This window comes from Clostridioides sp. ZZV15-6388 (assembly GCF_020657755.1).
In the GTDB taxonomy this organism is placed as follows: domain Bacteria; phylum Bacillota; class Clostridia; order Peptostreptococcales; family Peptostreptococcaceae; genus Clostridioides.
In genome coordinates, this window is record NZ_JAGWCU010000019.1 from 16,196 (window position 1) to 34,542 (window position 18,347).

Consider the following 18,347-nt stretch of genomic DNA (forward strand, 5'->3'; position numbering starts at 1 on the left):
TATACTCTCTTACCTAGAGTGGTTTTTACGCTAAACAACTTTTAAATTTTGTTGGTATTTATCTATATCTGATTTAGAAGCATATACAAAATGACCATCTGAAACCTCAATCCAACTTGATAACTCATCATTTGAACAAGTATACATACTAGAATTATATTCCACTCTATTTCTTAGCTTAGCATATCTTGGGTCAGGAATAGGAATTGCAGAAAGTAAAGACTTTGTATATGGATGAATAGGATTATTATACAACTCTTCTGAATCTGCTAATTCTACTAATTTTCCATTATGCATAACTCCTATACGGTCACTAATATGTCTCACCATAGATAAATCATGCGCTATAAACAAACAAGTTAAGTTTTTTTCTTGCTGTAACTTTTTAAATAAATTTACTATTTGTGCTTGTATAGATACATCTAAAGAAGCTATAGGTTCATCAGCTATTATAAACTCTGGGTCTACTGAAAGAGCTCGAGCTATACCAATACGTTGTCTTTGTCCACCTGAAAAGTCAGAAGGATACTTATTTGCATAGCTTCTATCAAGTCCAACTAAATTTAACATCTCATAGACTTTATCTAGCCTTTCTGATTTATTTTTACAGACACATTGAATTTTAAGTGGTTCTGAAATTATATCTCCAATTGTCATACGAGGATTTAATGATGAAGTAGAATCTTGAAAAATAATCTGCATACTTTTATTTACATCTTTTTTTACAAATTTATATGCTTTTTTATCTGAGATACAATTTCCCTTATAAATTACCTCTCCACCAGTAGGCTCATGTAACTTTATTATAGTTTTACCAGTTGTAGATTTTCCCGAACCAGATTCTCCTACTAAACCAAATATCTCTCCTTTATATATATCAAAGCTTATATCATCAACTGCTTTTACAGTAGTACTTTTATCCAAATGAAAATATTGTTTTAAATTTTTTATTTCTAGTATTTTTTCTTTATTCATTAGAAATCACCCTTCCACCATTTACCCTAACTGGTATATTTATTTTAGGTGCATCTGGATGCAATAACCAAGTTGCTGCACTGTGTGTATCATTAATTTTAAACATTGGTGGCTCCTTTTCATAATCTATCCTAAGAGCATTTTTATTTCTTACTGCAAATGCATCCCCCTTTGGAGGATTTAATAAATTTGGAGGCATTCCAGGTATATTATACAAATACTCTTCTTGTGAATCTAAAGTAGGTAATGAACCTAATAATCCCCAAGTATATGGATGTCTAGGGTCATAAAATATATCTTCTACTGTTCCTATTTCTACAATCTTACCTGCATACATAACTGCTATCCTATCAGCCATAGTTGCAACTACACCTAAATCATGAGTTATAAATATTATTGATAAACCTATTTTATTTTGTAGTTCTTTTATTAAGTCAATTATCTGAGCTTGTATAGTCACATCCAAGGCTGTTGTAGGCTCATCAGCAATTAATACTTCTGGATTACAAGCCAGTGCTATAGCAATTACTATACGTTGCCTCATTCCTCCTGAAAAATGATGCGGAAATTGTTTAAATCTTTTTTCAGGATTATCTATCCCAACTAATTCAATAAGTTCTATAGCTCTTTTTTTAGCTTCACTTTTACTTATGCCTTGATGGATTACTATAGCTTCAGTTATTTGCTTTCCTATTGATATGGTTGGATTCAAAGATGTCATAGGGTCTTGAAATATCATTGATATATCTCTTCCTCTAATATCTTCCATTTCTTTCTCAGATTTTTTAACTAAGTCCTTTGATTTAAGTAGAACCTCTCCACTTTTGATATATCCATTATATGGAAGTATCTTCATCAAACTTTTACATAATACAGATTTTCCACAACCAGATTCTCCTACTATAGCTAGTGTTTCACCCTTCTTTAGAGTAAAAGACACATCTCTCACAGCTTGTACTTCACCTTCTTCAATTTTAAAGCTTACAGATAGATTATTAACCTCCAATAAATGTTCCAAAAACCATCAACCCCTATGCTATTCAAACCTTAGGGATATATTTTATCCCTAAGGTTTCTAATTAATCTAACTATTATTCTATTGTCCAATCAGCTATGTTCCAGAATATACCTACACCATGATGACCTAAAACTGTATCAGGTGTTAAACCTTTTATATTTGGTTTTCCAACATATATGGCATCTATATAAGCAATAAATGTGTATGGCATATCTTTAGTCATCTCTACTTGGAATTGTTTATATAACTTTAATTTTTCATCTTTATTTTCTGTTTCTCTTGCTTGTTGAAGTATTTTATCTATAGTAGGATTAGAATAAGCATTATAGTTTGCACCTTTATCTGTTCCAAATACTTTATATGTATGGTCATCTGGGTCAAATGGACTTCCCCAACCGATTAAATGTGCATCTTGATTAGCCCAATCTGTTTCAGTTACAACTACAGCTTTAGCATCAACACCTATTTCTTTTAACTGCTGTGCACATATTTTAGCCATATCAACTCTAACTTGGTCACTTTCACCAGCTGTTATTTCAAAAGCTAATTTAGTACCTTCTTTTTCATATATTCCATCAGAACCTAATTTCCAACCTAATTTCTCAATTTCTTGCTTAGCTTTTTCTGGATTATACTCAAATTTCTCTATATCAGGATTATTATATGGTCCCATTTGTAAAGGTGAATATGCTGGTACACCATGTCCCAATAATACACTATCAACTATTGCTTTTCTATCTATTGCATAACTTAAAGCATTTGGTAATCCTTTAGCCTTTTCATCTTTAAAGAATTTAGAATTGAAGTTATATAGTATCCCTCTATAATCTGCAGTCTTCATTATATTTACTTTAAAATTCTTTTCGTCTTTCTCAAAATTAGACATATCTTTAGGAGTTACTTGTGCTAAATCTAATTCGCCTGATTTTAATTGCATTGCTTTAGCTTTGTCATCTGGTACAATCTTAAATACTACTTTATCTAGACCTGGCTCTTTTACAAAATAATCACTATTTTTAACAAGTGTTATACTTTGACCTTTATCCCATTTTTCAAGTTTAAATGGTCCAGTACCTATTGGTTTTTGATTAAATCCATCAGTAGCTATATCCTTACCTTCTAATGCATGTTTTGGTAATATTCCAACTGTTAGATAATCAAGCATTGCTGTATTTGGTGCTTTTAAAGTAATTTTTATAGTAGTATTATTAACTACATCAATTTTTGTTATATCTTCATAATTTGATGCTATTTCAGAAGCATTGTCTGGATTCATTATAGTTTCCATTGTGAATTTAACATCATTTGCTGTAAACTTCTCTCCATCATGCCATTTAACATCATCTCTTAAATTAAACGTATATGTATTTGTTGCTTCATCAAATTTCCAATCTTTTGCTAGACAAGGAACTACTTTATTATTTTCATCATGAGCTGTTAATCCATTAAATATCAATGAATTTATTTCTCCATGTTCATATAGTGCCGGATTTATACTTGTATAGTCATTACTTCCATAAACAAGCACTTTACCATCGTTAGGTTTATCTGTTTTTTTGTCCCCATTTCCTGCACTAGAACAGCCTGCCATTAGACTAAGTATCATTACTAGACTTAAAACTTTTAATTTCTTTAATTTCATGATGCTCCCCCTTTTGCCTTTAATAATAAATATTTTTTAAAGCTTTGACCCCATTTATTTAAATAGATATTTCAAATACCTTAGTATTTGCTTATTTAACACTTGAAACGCTGATTTATAAATTACTTGATTTTTTATTATTGCTCTTTCTTATATAATTACCAATATTAGTTATACAAACCAATGTAGTAACTAAAAATATACCTGGAATTAGGATAACCCACCATCTATTTGAAAGCAGTGCTTCCTCTGATAAAGATAGCATACTTCCCCAAGAAACAATTTCTATTGGCAAACCAATTCCTAAAAAACTCAGTGTTGATTCAGTTCCAATAGCTGCACCTATATTTGTTACTACCATAAACATTATTGATGCAACAAAATTTGGAAGTAAGTGCTGTTTTAATATATAGAAAAATCCTCCACCCATACTTTTAGCTGCTAGTATGTACTCACTATTTCTTATTTGTCTAACTTCAGTCCTTACAATTTTAGATATATTCATCCAGCTTGTTATCCCTATTACGATGGACATAGATATTGGATTTGAATTCCCAAGTATCGCTTGTACAAATATTATAATTAATATTGATGGTATACTAAGTATGATTTCTGTAAATCTCATCATTGCATCATCTACAAGTTCAGATGCTGAACCACTTATGCTACCATAAACAATTCCTATGATAGTTGATATTATTGTCGAAAATATTCCTATAAATAAAGATATTTTTCCTCCATACCATATCATAGAATATATATCTCTTCCCATTGAATCTGTTCCAAAGAAAAAATCTTTACTTGGAGCTAAATTAGAACTTACTAAATCCATATATGTTGGCTCATGTGTCATTATCAAAGATGAAAATACACTTCCAATAACTATAATGGATAAAATGATGATTGATATATATGGTAACTGTTTAAATTTTTCAAACAGAGTTTTTTTTATTTCTATTTGTTCGTCTTCTACTATTGAAATATAATTTTCTCCTACAATCTCAAAATCACTACATTGCAGCTTCATTGTTATCACCTCTATCGTACTTCATTCTAGGGTCTATTTTATTGTTTATAATTTGAGCTAGCATATTTCCAAATACTACTAAAGCCCCTGTTATTAGACATAAAACTAATAACATATTATAATCGTGATACTTTGCACTCTCAAAGCAAAGAGTTCCTAACCCAGGATAAGAAAAAACCTTTTCAACTACATAAGTTCCTCCTAATATGTGAGGTATTGAAATAGCCATAATGCTTATATAGGATGGCATTATATTTCTCAGGCAATGCTTAAAAACAATGGTTCTATTGTTTAAACCTTTTGCTTTACATAGCAATACATAATCTTCCCTTATTTCTTCTAGCAATTTATTTCTTATCATATATGTGTAATACCATAAATGGCTCAATATAAGTACTGTAAGAGGTAATATTAAATGAGATATCCTACTTGATATACTAGATTCCTCTCCCATTGAATAAGCTCCACTACTTGGAAGTATACTTAAATTTATACTGAATATAAGTATAAGAACTAAAGCAACCCAGAATGATGGAATACAGTTGGTTATTGTTCCTAGTTTACATATAATCCTATCTATGAGCTTGTCTTCATGCAATGTACAAAAGATTCCAAGAAGTAATGCTAGCACAAAGGTAAGTATATATCCTGACCCACCTAATATGATAGTGTTTATATAAACATCATTTATAACAGAAGTAACATTTTGCTTATATTTAAATGAAATTCCAAATTCGCCTCTTGATGCATCTGAAATCCATTTTATATATTGACTGTATATTGGTTCGTTTAGACCAAGTTTTTTCATAGCATTTTCTTTCTCTTGAGTACTCATTCTTTCTACACCATCTCCATAGTAAGAAATTAATGGGTCTCCTGGAGCAAGTCTTGCCATATAAAAAACTACAAAAGATAATAAAAACATTACTAAAATAAACTGCAACAACTTTTTAACTATATCCTTTAACAAACCTCTATTCCCCCTTTGTTGCAATAAAAAAAACCACCAAAAGCAAGCGTCAATCGACGTTTAAACCTTCGTGGTTTTATTATCATTAAATAAAAATTAAATTTTAAATATTTATCTATAAACCAATTTTAGCATCATTTATGTTGTGTGTAAACAAACTTTTGAAAAATTGTTAAAATTTCATCAAATTGTTTTATTTTTACCTAAAATAAAATTTTTATGATGTTACGAATCTCTTATTTTATATAATTATTAAGTTTTTTATTATATAATTATTGGTTTTATATTGACTATTTATTAAAACTATATTATATTAGTTTCTATGCAAACTATCTAAGAGGTGATTTTATTGAAAACTAATTATGATTGTTTTAGAATAGCTATGCTTCTCAAAGAACTCTATTCTAAAACAATGTACACAGTGGAAGAAAATTTTAAAGAAAATGGATTGACACATCAACAGATTATAGTTATAAAACTAATAGCTCATAATCAAGAGCTAACAATATCACAACTATGCGATGAGATGTCTTTAGCTAAAGGAACTGTATCAGGTATAGTCAGTAGGTTAGAACAAATTGGCTATGTAGAAAAGTTCAAAAAATATGATGATAAGAGAAATACATATATTAAATTTACAGAAGATGGACTTGAATTTGCCACAAATTTTAAAAGTAAAATGCAAGAAAGCTTTGATGATATTTTTAAAAATTGTGATGAAAAAGAATTAAATGAATTAGTAAAAAATCTTAGAAATATATTAGCAAAAATAAAGGAGAGATAATTATGAATTTTAAATTAATACTTGCAATAGTGTTTATAACATCAGCTTTAATTTTTTATACTATAGGTGTATTTGGAGAGAGAAAAGCTAAAATTTTAAAAAAGAAACATGTAATTATATTTTGGCTTGGTTTAATATTTGATACTTTAGGAACATTTACAATGAGTAATATAGCTAATAGCCACTCTTTTGAAGTAAAATCTGTATTGTCCCAAAATCTTCATAGTATAACAGGTCTCTTAGCAATTGTGCTTATGCTTTTTCATGCAGGATGGGCTACTTTTGTTTTGTATAAGGATGATGAAGATAAGAAAAAATTCTTCCATAAGTTTAGTATAGTTGTATGGACTATCTGGTTAATTCCATACTTTATAGGTATGTTTATTGGTATGGCTGGATAATAAGTAAAAAAAGTGTGTAAGAAAATGAATATACACTTACACACTTTTTCATATCTATCTATAATGTTTTACTTACTCTTTTACACAACTTCATAAATCCTTATGTATAATTTAAATTTATTAAACACCTAATACTTGAGTTACTCCTGGAACTTCGCTTACCAAAACATTTTCAATAATAGCTTTTATTGTCATAGTTGCTCCTGGACATCCACTACAAGCACCTTGTAATCTAACTAAAACTACTCCATTCTCATTTACATCTATAAGCTCTACATCTCCACCATCTCTTTGTAATACAGGTTTTATCTTTTGTTCAAGCACTTTTTCAACTTGTTCTCTCATAGTTATTCCCCCCAGAAATATTTTTATTACCAAGATTATACCAATGGTTTAAATTTTTGTCCATCTAATGATTTTTTAAATTCTATATTTGCCTCATCAATAACCTTAGTATTCATAAATACATCATAAGCACTACAAGCCAATACCTTAGCTGAATTTATCATAGCTGAAAATCCTATACTTGAACCAGCTGATGCACATGACTGCCATGTATGGCTTGCCACACCAACAGGCCATGCTGCCATTGCAAATTGAGCTACTGGTATCACATAACTTACATCTCCTACATCAGTAGAGCCAGCTAATCCTTTACCTTCTGCTCCATCAGCTATACCATGATGTATATAACTGTCCATAATAGATTTATCATCTTGGAATGCTGTAGCTACACCTAGTCTCTCTTCCTTAGTAAGAGTAGCACATAATTTTTTTGCAAATTCTTCTTCTTCAGGAGTAGTTTTAGGAGGACCAACAAGAATCATATTATTGTATACTAAATCAGTTAAACACTGATTTGGTATATAATCATAAATCCCATCAGTAATTACATACTCCATTTCAGTCTCTGTCATCATAGCTGCTCCTTGTGCCACTTTTATTAGCCTGTCAAGAACATGCTCTGCATCCTTTGCTTTTTTACCTCTTATAAAATACCAACTTTCCGCAAAACCAGGAACTACATTAGGTCTTCCCCCACCATTAGTTATAACATAATGCATTCTTATAGAGTCAATTACATGTTCTCTTAAATAATTTGCTCCTACATTCATAAGTTCAACAGCATCCAATGCACTTCTACCATTATGAGGGGCTTGAGCTGCATGTGCTGTTATTCCCTTAAACTTAAATCTAGCAGATAAATTTGCCAGACTTCCACCTCTCCATGTGGCATTTATATCAAAAGGATGCCATGTAAATGCGCAATCTACATTATCAAAACATCCATTTACACACATTACAGTCTTTCCTCCACCTTCTTCTTCAGCAGGGCAACCGAAATACTTTATTGTTCCATTAAATTTACTTTTTTCCATTAGTTCTTTAATAGAAACGACTGCTCCTACACCTGCTACACCCAATAAATTATGACCACATCCATGTCCAGATTCTCCCTCTACCAATGGATTTTTTTCTGTACTCACAGATTGTGATAGTTCTGGCAAAGCATCATATTCGCCAAGTATTCCAATTACTGGCTTCCCTTCTCCAAAACTTGCTATAAATCCAGTAGGTAAATTGTCTACTTCTTCAATTTCAAATCCTTTTGACTTTAGATATTCCTTTTGAATACTGCTTGCATACTTTTCTTCAAAAGCTAATTCTGGATTTTCCCATATTTTTTTAGATAAATCAATTAATTCTTCTCTTATCTCCTCAATATTATTTATAATATATTCTTTCATAATCTCCTCCACAGATATGTATTTTTGATATGCTTTACAAATTATATTATATACTAACATTCTATTTATTCACAATTTTTTGTTAATTAATTTGATTTATATATTCTTCTATACAATGTATTTTTTCCTTATTTTGTCTCTTCATAAATTCAATGTACTCTCTTTTCCATAGTGTAGTTTCACTATTTTTATTTAATAAGAATTCCAACAAATTAATTTCTTCCATTCTCATATCTTCATAAAATACTACACTTCCCAGTATTGCCAATTCAAATTCACTTAATGAAGCAAATAGCATTAGATAATCATCCCCAAATAAGCACTCAGATTCAAGAATATCAATAAAGTCTTTTTTTGCATTGATGTTTTCCTTTATTATTTTTATTTTTTCAATTATAGAAGTACTCTCTAGTACAGCATTGAATATCGCTCTAAATGAATCATCATCTAATTTATTTTCATCATCAACAATATACTTTTCTAAAGGTTCACTTTCATTCTTACTTACAGTTATCATACTTTTAAAAGTGCCACTTTTTATTGAACTTAATACAGACTCAATAAATATCTTCTCATATGCTTTTATGTATTTTATCATGGCTTCATCTTCTATATTTAATCTTTCTATCAATACATCAATTGCTTCTTCAAGCAATAAAACTATTTTTTCATTTATTGTACTTTGTTTATCGAGTTCTTCAGAATCATTAAAATCAAAACTATTATTTTCTTCAATAAATTCAACTACATTATTTTCCTCATATACCTTAATTTCACCTTCAAAGATATGATTGTAGATGTTTCTAAATTGTTTTTCTAAAAATTCATATTCATATTCTGAAATTTTCAAATTAGTTGATTCATTGCCTAAAATTGTAGAGAAAATAGAGTTATTTATAATAAGTTCAAATAAGTTTATAAGTATAACATCACAATCTATTTTATAAGTTATTCCATAATCATAAAATAATTTTTCTCTATCTTTCTTTTTAAATAAATTACAAAATCTATTTTCTATATCTATACTCTCAATATAATTTTTTACATAATAAATTCCTTGAATATCCATATCATCTAATGCCAATGGATAATCTATACTCACTGGAATATCATAGGCTTCAAATTTTATACTATAGTTTTTAAAGAAACCAGACAATTCCATTAAAGTATCATTATATGCTATTGAGTTAGTATATAATTTTCTACTTTTCATTAGTTCATAAAATTTTTCTAACTCAAGTAAATCATATTCAAGAATTTTAATGCCTTCTAAATATATATTCTTAATATTTTTAGACGTCAATCCTACAATTCTTTTTTCTATATTTTCAAGTTTACTTACATATGCATCAATAGCATACCAAATTGAAAGCAATAATTTTTCAGCAACTTCAGTCTTTACTGATGTACTTTGACCATTTGTATATTTTTTAATTAAATTTATAAGAATTAAGGATATTTCCTGTTGTATGTTATATACTTCTCTCTCATTTATTACTTTACAATCCATACATTCTTTAAGTAGAGATATTGCATATTGATTTTTTATTAGATTATTTTCGTTTATATTGATGTTGGTTAGATTATTATTTGACATAGTAAGTTTCCCCTCTCATTAGATTAAACTTCTCCAAATTTAAACTTTTTTGCAAATTCATCTGCTTCCCCTCTTACATTATCCATATTCCCTGTAAATTTTTCATAAAGTTCATCAAGTATTTCTATAATTTCATCATCACAAATTTTATCATCTGTTTCATTTTTTAAGTAATAAAAGATTTCTTGCATATCATTAATAGTCTCTAAATAATCATCCATATTTGTAAACTGTGATGTATATATATTTTCTATTAATTTTTTTGTAACTTTTATCTCCAATTCTATTCTTCCATATCCCTTTAAAGTATCATTTCTTGAAGTTATTATATCTTTTACATCCTCCTCTGAAAGTACTAGACCATAACACTTAGATTCTTTATTAGTTTCAAGCAATTCATTTCTTTCTATTTCCTTTAAATTTTGATGCATAGAACTCAAAATAATAGGTGATATCATTTTAAAATTCTCCTTTTCCATTTTTCTATTGACTTTTAACTTATTTTATGATATATTTAAATTAGTATATATATCAACTCACAAAACTACTTATAATAGTATTATTATAAGTAGTTTTTGTCAACTCAAAATTACTATTTTAATTAAATTTTGCAATAAAAAAATATATCATTACTCAGATATATTTTTTATAACTATTTATTCATTTAATAGTTATTTATAATTAAAATCTAAACAATGATATATTAATTTACTTATCTTTTTTAGCTCTACTTCTGCTTTTCTTTACATTTGAGCAATTTCTACAGGAAGGTGAACAGTATTGAGATTTAGAATTTGTAGGTATATAAATCTTTCCACAATACTTACATTTATTTAAAGATGCAGGTTCACTTGTAATTGCAAATGCATATATAGTTTCAATAGCTGTTTTTAAAGAATTAAATTCCCATGCAATAGTGGGTTTATCTAATTGACTTATAGAAAATCCTATCTTTTGAGGGTTAAACCCTCCAGACATAATAGTCACACTTTCAGTTAATAAGTTAGACATATTTTTATAGACACAAATTTGATTAAAATGTCTACACATATCCTTAGCAAAATTTACAATCCAATCCAATTGTTCTGTATAAAACCTTGAAAATACTAAATCCAAAATCAGTGGTCTTTTTCCAAAAAACTTAGGTGATTCCTCTCGTTTTGATACATCTATACCTCGTTTATATTTTTTAAAGTATACATCTTCATCACTTGCAAATGGGATAAACATATTTACATACTCATCAGTATTCAATATATTCTCTTTTGTAATATAATTCTTTTCAATCATCAGTACTCTTTCTTCACCAACAATATCTCTATTATATACACTTGAATAAATCAATCCTAACAATCCATATTTCTTTACAAATTCAAGTACTTCTTTTTTTAATCTCATTTCTTTAGTTTCTTTTGATATATCTTGTAATGCTTCTTGTCCTATGCGAATTATATCTACTATAATTTCATCTGCAACATCAAATGGATTGTACATAGTAAATACAGCATCTTCTGTTGGTACTATATACAGTTCATCTTCTTCAGTAATTTTATATTCATAATCACTATAGCGAATCCAATCACTAGCAAAATTTCCAATTAATTCTATATTTTTATTCATATTAATAATTTCCTCCCTTTCATAATAATAATTCCCTTTCAATGTAATAGTTAATATTTATTTACTATTACATTTTTAGTTTATTCTATAATTTTCATCATGTCAACTCTTCTTTTTAATTTTATATAACATTAAATCATATAATAACTCTAATTAGCCTAAATATTAATACTAAGCAATAGTAAAATTATAATTAATTTTATCAAAATCTATTTACATTTCTAATTAATATCTTTATAATTAATATGTAATATATAAATAATTTTACATATTACATATTATTATAAAGAGAGGTACTCAGAAAATGGATAGAAAACGTGAATTAAAACAACTATACAGGGAAATGAAATTTGACATTGGTGTATTTATGATAAAAAGTGATATTACTAAAAAGATTTATCTTGGAAAAAGCAATGATATAAAAAGCAAGTTTAACTCCCTCAAATTTCAACTTTGTGCTGGGTCATGTATGGTAAGAGATTTAAATAATGATTGGAAAAAATATGGAGAAAAAGCATTTACATTTGAAATTTTAGAACTTATAAAACATGATGATAATAAAACTGAAAAAGATTACTTAGAAGAATTAGATATTTTAGAAATAGTTTGGTTAGAAAAGCTAAAAGAAGATAACTCTTATGAGATTTATTCTTTATAAAAATACGCATCATATCTTCTTTTTTGATGTGAACATGATAGGATGGAATTGTCATACAATTTTGTGTATGACTCCATTCATCTTGTCATTTATGAGGATAATTGATTCTTATATATGAATAGCTCATGCATTATTTTTTAACATATACAGTTCAATTTTAGTATATAACTTTGATACATAATTTTAATAAAAAAAATCTTCTAATTGATTTTTGTCATAAAATCAACTAGAAGATTTATATAGTTTAATATTTATACACTATATATCACTAAAATATAAGCATTATACTTACTTTTACTATATATTATGTATTCATTTTACTGATAACATTCTATTATTTTGTAGCTTCTAAACATTGCTCTATAACATTCTTATCATTTATACCTATTGCAGTGACTTTATTAGCATTATTTAATACACTCTTATCACTTTTATCTGAAACTAAAACAACAGGAGCGTTTTTAGCCATTGGTGAAGCAACTAAAGCATAAACTAAATCATCTCCACTTGCCACATAAAACTCTTTTGTTTCATTATAAAACTTCTTAATTACATTCTTATTAGTTTCATATCTATCACTACCATCAATTCTTGTTGCTCTATATCTACTTACTATATAATCACTTAGTGCAGATTTTCCTCCAACAGCATATACTGGAACAGGTGAAACACCAAACCATGGGTCTAAATCTGTATCTTCTTCTGCTGAAGCTATATCTTTTGTCAATAAAATAGGAGCACCATCTCTATACGCAACAGATGCAACACTCACTGCGTCAGCTTCATCTTTAAATCCATTTACTAAAAACGTCTTATCACTGCTTTTTATCTTTTCTATTTCAGCTGCAATTTTATAACTTGTATCTACTCTATCTACTCCATCAATTCTTATGACCTGCATTCTTCTCATAAGTAGCATTTTTTCTACATCTTTACTTATAGTATTTTCGCCACCTATTACATATATCTTAGTAACTCTATTAAGCCTTTGTAAAGTGGCTTCTGGTATATCATCCTTATTAGTTAATAAAATTGCTGCATTATTTACCCCTGCAAGACCACTAGCAGAAATACCATCTACCATCGTAGAATCAGAATTGATAAGTACAGCTGTTGTATAATCTTGCTTATCTGCAATAATACCAGCTGTTTCATATTTATCTGTTCCCTGGATATTTTCGATTTTATCTAGTGCATTTGCTGATGTTGGAAAACTAACACTTAATAATAATGCTGAAATACCTAATGCTAATATTCTTTTACTAAACTTCATAAATTACCTCCCTCAAAATAAATATATTTAGTATCAGTATAATATAAATTCGCTTAAAAGTAGTGTAAAAATAGTTACACTTTTTTTATAATTTAAATCACTCTAAATTAGACACATCTCGTCCATTAAAATAACTTCATTCATCCTATAAGCTAAACCATCCCATGTTTTTTTTGACATATCTACAGATGACCTTTTCTCCAAATGAGACAATAGATATTGTATTTTAAAATCTATTGCATTACATAAATTCTTCTCAAAGATAGATAACTCTTCTTCGTTTGGAATACCATCTAAACTCATAGAAGGCAACATTACATATTCTATCTTTCCAGAATCATTAATCTCACTACCAATCCATTCTCTAACGCCAGGAATATCAGTGGTAATTACATCAAGTCCACATGATAAGGCCTCTAAAACTACAACTGGCAACCCTTCATAAAACGATGGTAAAACAAATATATGTGACTTATTAAATAACTCAGCTAAGTCACTTTGGTCTAATTTTCCTAAGAAATTCATTTTAAATGGAGATTGACTTGCAAGCTTAACAATCTCATTATAAGATTCAACATCACTTCCTGTACCTGCAAAATTGACTTCTATTAAATCTTTACGATATACTAGTCCAGATATAGCTTTTATAAATGGAATCAATCCTTTTGATTTGCATATCTTTCCTGCAAATACTATCCTTATCTTATCATTTTTTATTTTATAATTTTTATCATAAAATACACTATCATTATATCCACTACCAATTACAACTACTTTACTGTCGCTTACTCCAAAAGTCTTTATAATATCATCTTTTTGCTTTTTATGAAGAGCAAATATTAAATCCAAATTTTTTATATTTGATATTATATATTCTTTTTCTAAATCGATAGTATTTAACTGTCTTAAGCAAGTCCCATGACAAACAGACATAACTTTAATATCTTTCACAATCTCTCTGACAAATGCAGTTAAAAGATATAAATGATGACATATTATAATATCTGGCTTAAAATCTTCCATAGCTCTGTCTATATTTATTTTAAATTGATGTTTTAATCTATTTAGCATTTCTACATTTAAATCTCTATATCTAGTACTTTCATATGGCATAGAATCACTCATTCCTACAACAGGAAAATTTAGTTCTCCACAATTATACTTTACTGGATAAAAACTTACATCACTTGAAAAACAGTTTACATTGTCATTAACATCTATCCCTGCAATTACAGCTTGCTCATGACCTATTTTTTCAAACCCTTTTATCATACCACACATGTATATTCCACTACCCGTACTATTTGGTTTTTGTGTTATTATATGAAGAATTTTCACTTTTTTACTTACCGCCCCTCTAAAATTAAACAATTTCATATAATCTAATCGTTATATATATCCAGATACAAACAGGAAGAATCATCTTTTACTTTGAATCTTGGAACCTTAATTGCTTTATAGTCATTATCCTCAAAGTCTCTAACTTTATTATGTATATATCCTATGCCAAATTTTTCTGCTATACGTATCAATTCTTCTTCTTTTATGAGGTTATACCTATCACAGGCACTTGTAAAACCATCACTTGTTAACATCAATTGAAAATCTTTTTTTATTTCTAAGTATCCGTATATTGAGTTTTCTACAGCATCCTCATCAAAATCCAATATCCAGTATCCATCTTTAGTATTCTTTTTCAATCTATTGCTTACTATTGTATCCATGACACTTGACTTTATCTCATCAAAAGTCATTTCTTCTAAATTAGAAAGCTTACTCATTTCATCAAACACAGCATTATCAAATTTACAAATAGTTCTATCTTTTATGACTTTAGAATCTCCATTTTTAATAAATAAAGAACAATCTCCTAATAAAAAATACTCTACTTTATTTTCATGAAATTTAATAATAGCTATAGAACTTGATGGTAAATCTAATTTTTCCACCTTTATTCCATTTAATTTCATCTCATACTCTTTTTTAATTTCTATTATCCCACTATTGATAATGCTCTTTAATGATTCTTCTCTATTCATATTTTTATATAAATACTTATTCCACCACTGAACATACCATCTTGCATCACTTTCATTTGATATTAAGTTTTTTCCATTGAGCCCTGTTGCACCATCCAAAACCCATGCTCCAAATGGACTTATACCAACTACATCTTCATTAAATTTAGCTGTACCTTGACTACACAATAGGCTATAGTCTCTTATATTTAAAGCCATATCATCCTCCAAATTGAATATCTAAAAATAAAGTTCTATTTAAAATTATACAGCAAATAAAAAAATCTACAACAAAACTCGTTGTAGATTTTTAATTTAATCAGTATTTATTTTATATTTTTTATACTTTAGTGATGGAATAATCTATTTTTAGTAAATGCCATAACTATATTGTACTTGTTACAAGTTAATATAACATTATCATCACGAATAGAGCCACCTGGTTGTGCTATAAAACTTACTCCACTTCTTTTAGCACGTTCTATATTGTCTCCAAATGGGAAAAATGCATCAGAACCAAGAGCTACTCCTGTTAAAGTTTTAAGCCATTCTCTTTTACCTTCTCCAGTAAGAGGTTCTGGTTTTTCTTCAAATAAATTCTGCCATATACCATCAGCAAGTACATCCATATAATCATCAGAAAGGTATACATCAATAGTATTATCTCTATCTGGACGGCCTATATCTTTTTTAAATTTTAAATTTAATACTTTAGGATGTTGACGAAGATACCAAATATCTGCCTTATTACCTGCAAGTCTAGTACAGTGAATACGTGATTGTTGTCCTGCACCTACTCCTATTACTTGTCCATCTTTAGCATAGCAAACTGAATTTGACTGTGTATATTTTAATGTGATAAGAGCTATAATTAAATCACGCTTTGCATTATCTGTAAAGATTTTATTATCAGTTGGAATATCTTTTAATAAGTCTTCATTTATTAATATTTCGTTTCTACCTTGTTCAAAAGTGATTCCATAAACATCCTTTGTTTCAATAGGTTCAGGAGTATAATTTTCATCAATTTTTACAATATTGTAATTCCCTTTACGCTTTCCTTTTAATATCTCAAGAGCCTCGTCTGTATACCCTGGGGCTATTATACCATCAGAAACTTCTCTCGCTATAATAGTCGCAGTCTCCTTATCACACACATCTGAAAGTGCTATAAAATCTCCATAAGAAGACATTCTATCTGCCCCTCTTGCCATTGCATAAGCACAAGCTAATGGAGAAAGCTCTAAATCATCAACAAAGTATATTTGTTTTAAAGTATCTGATAAAGGTATTCCTACTGCTGCACCTGCTGGACTTACATGTTTAAATGAAGTTGCTGCTGGAAGACCAGTAGCCTCTTTCAATTCTTTTACAAGTTGCCAACTATTAAATGCATCCAAAAAATTTATGTATCCAGGCTTTCCATTTAATACTTCTATAGGAAGTTCTCCATTTTTCATATAAATTTTTGATGGTTTTTGGTTTGGATTACATCCATACTTTAGTTCTAGTTCTTTTGCCATACACTCATCCCTCTCTATAGTAAATTAATCTTGAATTTGACTAATTCCATATTAATTAAATTATTCGTACTAATAAAATTATATGGCATATTTATCCATTAATCAACTATATTTTTTAAAACTCCTATCCCTTCGACTTTACATTCGATTACATCACCATGTTTTAAATATACTTGAGGATTCATTCCCATAGCAACACCTGCTGGAGTTCCAGTTGAAATTATATCTCCTGGCTTTAGAGTCATTCCTCTTGATAAATCACTTATTACAGTAGGTATATCAAATATAAAGTATTCTGTATTAGAATCTTGTCTTACTTCTCCATTTACCACACTACTTATATCTAGTTTTAAAGGATGCTCAAATTCTTCTTTATGTACTATGCAAGGTCCCATAGATGTATGTGTATCTAAACTTTTTCCTCTATACCACTGCACGTGTTTATCTTGAAGTGCTCTTTCACTTATATCATTCATTATTGTATATCCAAATATATATTCATAGGCATCTTCTTTTGATATGTTTATACCTTCTTTTCCTATAATTACTGCAAGTTCTGATTCATAATCCAACTTTTCTACTAAATCTCCATGTAAACTTATCTTATCATCCACTCCAATTGCCTTATCTGCTCTTTTAGAGAAATAAATTGGATAATCTGGCATAACTACATTTTTTATAACACCATCTGGAATTTCATTGACATGGTCTTTATAGTTTAGACCTAAACATATAATATCTTTTTTAGGTCTTACAATTGGGGAACATAATTTCACTTCTTCTAACTTATAACACTTTGCATTTTCAAATGAATGTTTTTTTATTTTTTCTAAATCTCCAGTAGATACATTTTCAATAAAATCATTCATATCTGTATATAATTTGCTTAATCCCAAACTATTAATTTCATATATACTATTTGTTTCTGAGTTAAATACACCTATATTTTCTTCATTGCCAGTACAGAAAGTTACAAATTTCATTTCTATTCCTCCATTCAATAAGTTGATTAATAATATTTTATTTTTATTAGTTTATATCAATTGTAATAGATAATATATATATGTCAATATATATTTAAAAATAGAGTTCT

General features: G+C 28.4%; 18 protein-coding genes. 3 read left to right on the forward strand and 15 right to left on the reverse strand.

Features of this window, described 5'->3' with window-relative positions:
• Positions 1–30: 30 nt before the first annotated feature.
• From KGF48_RS12350 to KGF48_RS12370, 5 genes are all read right to left on the reverse strand, one after another.
• The gene (locus KGF48_RS12350) at positions 31–975 is read right to left on the reverse strand and encodes an ATP-binding cassette domain-containing protein (protein WP_227840092.1); all 945 of its coding nucleotides are present in this window, start codon (positions 973–975) and stop codon (positions 31–33) included.
• Positions 968–1,993 (reverse strand): ABC transporter ATP-binding protein, encoded by a 1,026-nt coding sequence (locus KGF48_RS12355; protein WP_227840093.1) that lies wholly within the window; start codon positions 1,991–1,993, stop codon positions 968–970. Before KGF48_RS12355 ends, KGF48_RS12350 begins: the two co-directional genes overlap by 8 nt.
• A 73-nt stretch (positions 1,994–2,066) precedes the next feature.
• Positions 2,067–3,635, reverse strand: a complete 1,569-nt coding sequence (locus KGF48_RS12360) for an ABC transporter substrate-binding protein (protein ID WP_227868084.1) — start codon at positions 3,633–3,635, stop codon at positions 2,067–2,069.
• Between the two features lie 115 nt (positions 3,636–3,750).
• Positions 3,751–4,662 (reverse strand): ABC transporter permease, encoded by a 912-nt coding sequence (locus tag KGF48_RS12365; protein ID WP_227861965.1) that lies wholly within the window; start codon positions 4,660–4,662, stop codon positions 3,751–3,753.
• Entirely contained in the window at positions 4,646–5,632 is a 987-nt protein-coding gene (locus KGF48_RS12370; protein ID WP_227840096.1) for an ABC transporter permease, read from the reverse strand. The genes KGF48_RS12365 and KGF48_RS12370 overlap by 17 nt, the downstream gene beginning before the upstream one ends.
• A 349-nt stretch (positions 5,633–5,981) precedes the next feature.
• Between KGF48_RS12370 and KGF48_RS12375 the strand changes: the two genes are divergently transcribed.
• Together KGF48_RS12375 and KGF48_RS12380 are read left to right on the forward strand one after the other, a co-directional pair.
• A complete protein-coding gene (locus tag KGF48_RS12375; protein WP_255642517.1) occupies positions 5,982–6,416 on the forward strand; it encodes a MarR family winged helix-turn-helix transcriptional regulator in 435 nt (144 codons plus the stop codon).
• Positions 6,417–6,418: 2 nt separating this feature from the next.
• On the forward strand, positions 6,419–6,817 hold the full coding sequence (locus KGF48_RS12380; RefSeq protein ID WP_227840097.1) for an HsmA family protein: 399 nt from the start codon (positions 6,419–6,421) through the stop codon (positions 6,815–6,817).
• Between the two features lie 120 nt (positions 6,818–6,937).
• On the opposite strand, the gene KGF48_RS12385 is transcribed toward KGF48_RS12380, so the two are convergent.
• The 5 genes from KGF48_RS12385 to KGF48_RS12405 all read right to left on the reverse strand — a co-directional run bounded on the left by KGF48_RS12385 (position 6,938) and on the right by KGF48_RS12405 (position 11,782).
• A complete protein-coding gene (locus tag KGF48_RS12385; RefSeq protein WP_227840098.1) occupies positions 6,938–7,162 on the reverse strand; it encodes a NifU family protein in 225 nt (74 codons plus the stop codon).
• A 35-nt stretch (positions 7,163–7,197) separates the two neighbouring features.
• Complete coding sequence (locus KGF48_RS12390; protein WP_227840099.1) at positions 7,198–8,565, reverse strand: M20 family metallopeptidase; 1,368 nt, start codon at positions 8,563–8,565, stop codon at positions 7,198–7,200.
• An 82-nt stretch (positions 8,566–8,647) separates the two neighbouring features.
• Positions 8,648–10,162: a DUF6179 domain-containing protein gene (locus KGF48_RS12395; protein ID WP_227840100.1), complete on the reverse strand. Its 1,515-nt coding sequence runs from the start codon at positions 10,160–10,162 to the stop codon at positions 8,648–8,650.
• Positions 10,163–10,185: 23 nt separating this feature from the next.
• Positions 10,186–10,620 carry a DUF6323 family protein gene (locus tag KGF48_RS12400; protein ID WP_227868085.1) on the reverse strand — a complete coding sequence of 145 codons (435 nt, stop codon included), beginning with the start codon at positions 10,618–10,620 and terminating at the stop codon, positions 10,186–10,188.
• Positions 10,621–10,870: 250 nt separating this feature from the next.
• Entirely contained in the window at positions 10,871–11,782 is a 912-nt protein-coding gene (locus KGF48_RS12405) for a recombination protein NinG (RefSeq protein WP_227830147.1), read from the reverse strand.
• 304 nt (positions 11,783–12,086) lie between these two features.
• Here KGF48_RS12405 and KGF48_RS12410 point away from each other — a divergent pair, with 304 nt between their 5' ends.
• Entirely contained in the window at positions 12,087–12,440 is a 354-nt protein-coding gene (locus tag KGF48_RS12410; RefSeq protein WP_227868086.1) for a GIY-YIG nuclease family protein, read from the forward strand.
• A 334-nt stretch (positions 12,441–12,774) separates the two neighbouring features.
• Here KGF48_RS12410 and KGF48_RS12415 read toward each other — a convergent pair whose 3' ends face one another.
• From KGF48_RS12415 to KGF48_RS12435, 5 genes are all read right to left on the reverse strand, one after another.
• On the reverse strand, positions 12,775–13,713 hold the full coding sequence (locus KGF48_RS12415) for a cell wall-binding repeat-containing protein (RefSeq protein WP_227840103.1): 939 nt from the start codon (positions 13,711–13,713) through the stop codon (positions 12,775–12,777).
• Positions 13,714–13,815: 102 nt separating this feature from the next.
• A complete protein-coding gene (locus KGF48_RS12420) occupies positions 13,816–15,051 on the reverse strand; it encodes a glycosyltransferase family 4 protein (protein WP_227840104.1) in 1,236 nt (411 codons plus the stop codon).
• Positions 15,052–15,095: 44 nt separating this feature from the next.
• Positions 15,096–15,950: a hypothetical protein gene (locus KGF48_RS12425; protein ID WP_227840105.1), complete on the reverse strand. Its 855-nt coding sequence runs from the start codon at positions 15,948–15,950 to the stop codon at positions 15,096–15,098.
• 128 nt (positions 15,951–16,078) lie between these two features.
• The gene (locus tag KGF48_RS12430; RefSeq protein ID WP_227868087.1) at positions 16,079–17,254 is read right to left on the reverse strand and encodes a phosphoribosylaminoimidazolecarboxamide formyltransferase; all 1,176 of its coding nucleotides are present in this window, start codon (positions 17,252–17,254) and stop codon (positions 16,079–16,081) included.
• 98 nt (positions 17,255–17,352) lie between these two features.
• The gene (locus KGF48_RS12435; RefSeq protein WP_227868088.1) at positions 17,353–18,237 is read right to left on the reverse strand and encodes a fumarylacetoacetate hydrolase family protein; all 885 of its coding nucleotides are present in this window, start codon (positions 18,235–18,237) and stop codon (positions 17,353–17,355) included.
• Positions 18,238–18,347 lie beyond the last annotated feature (110 nt).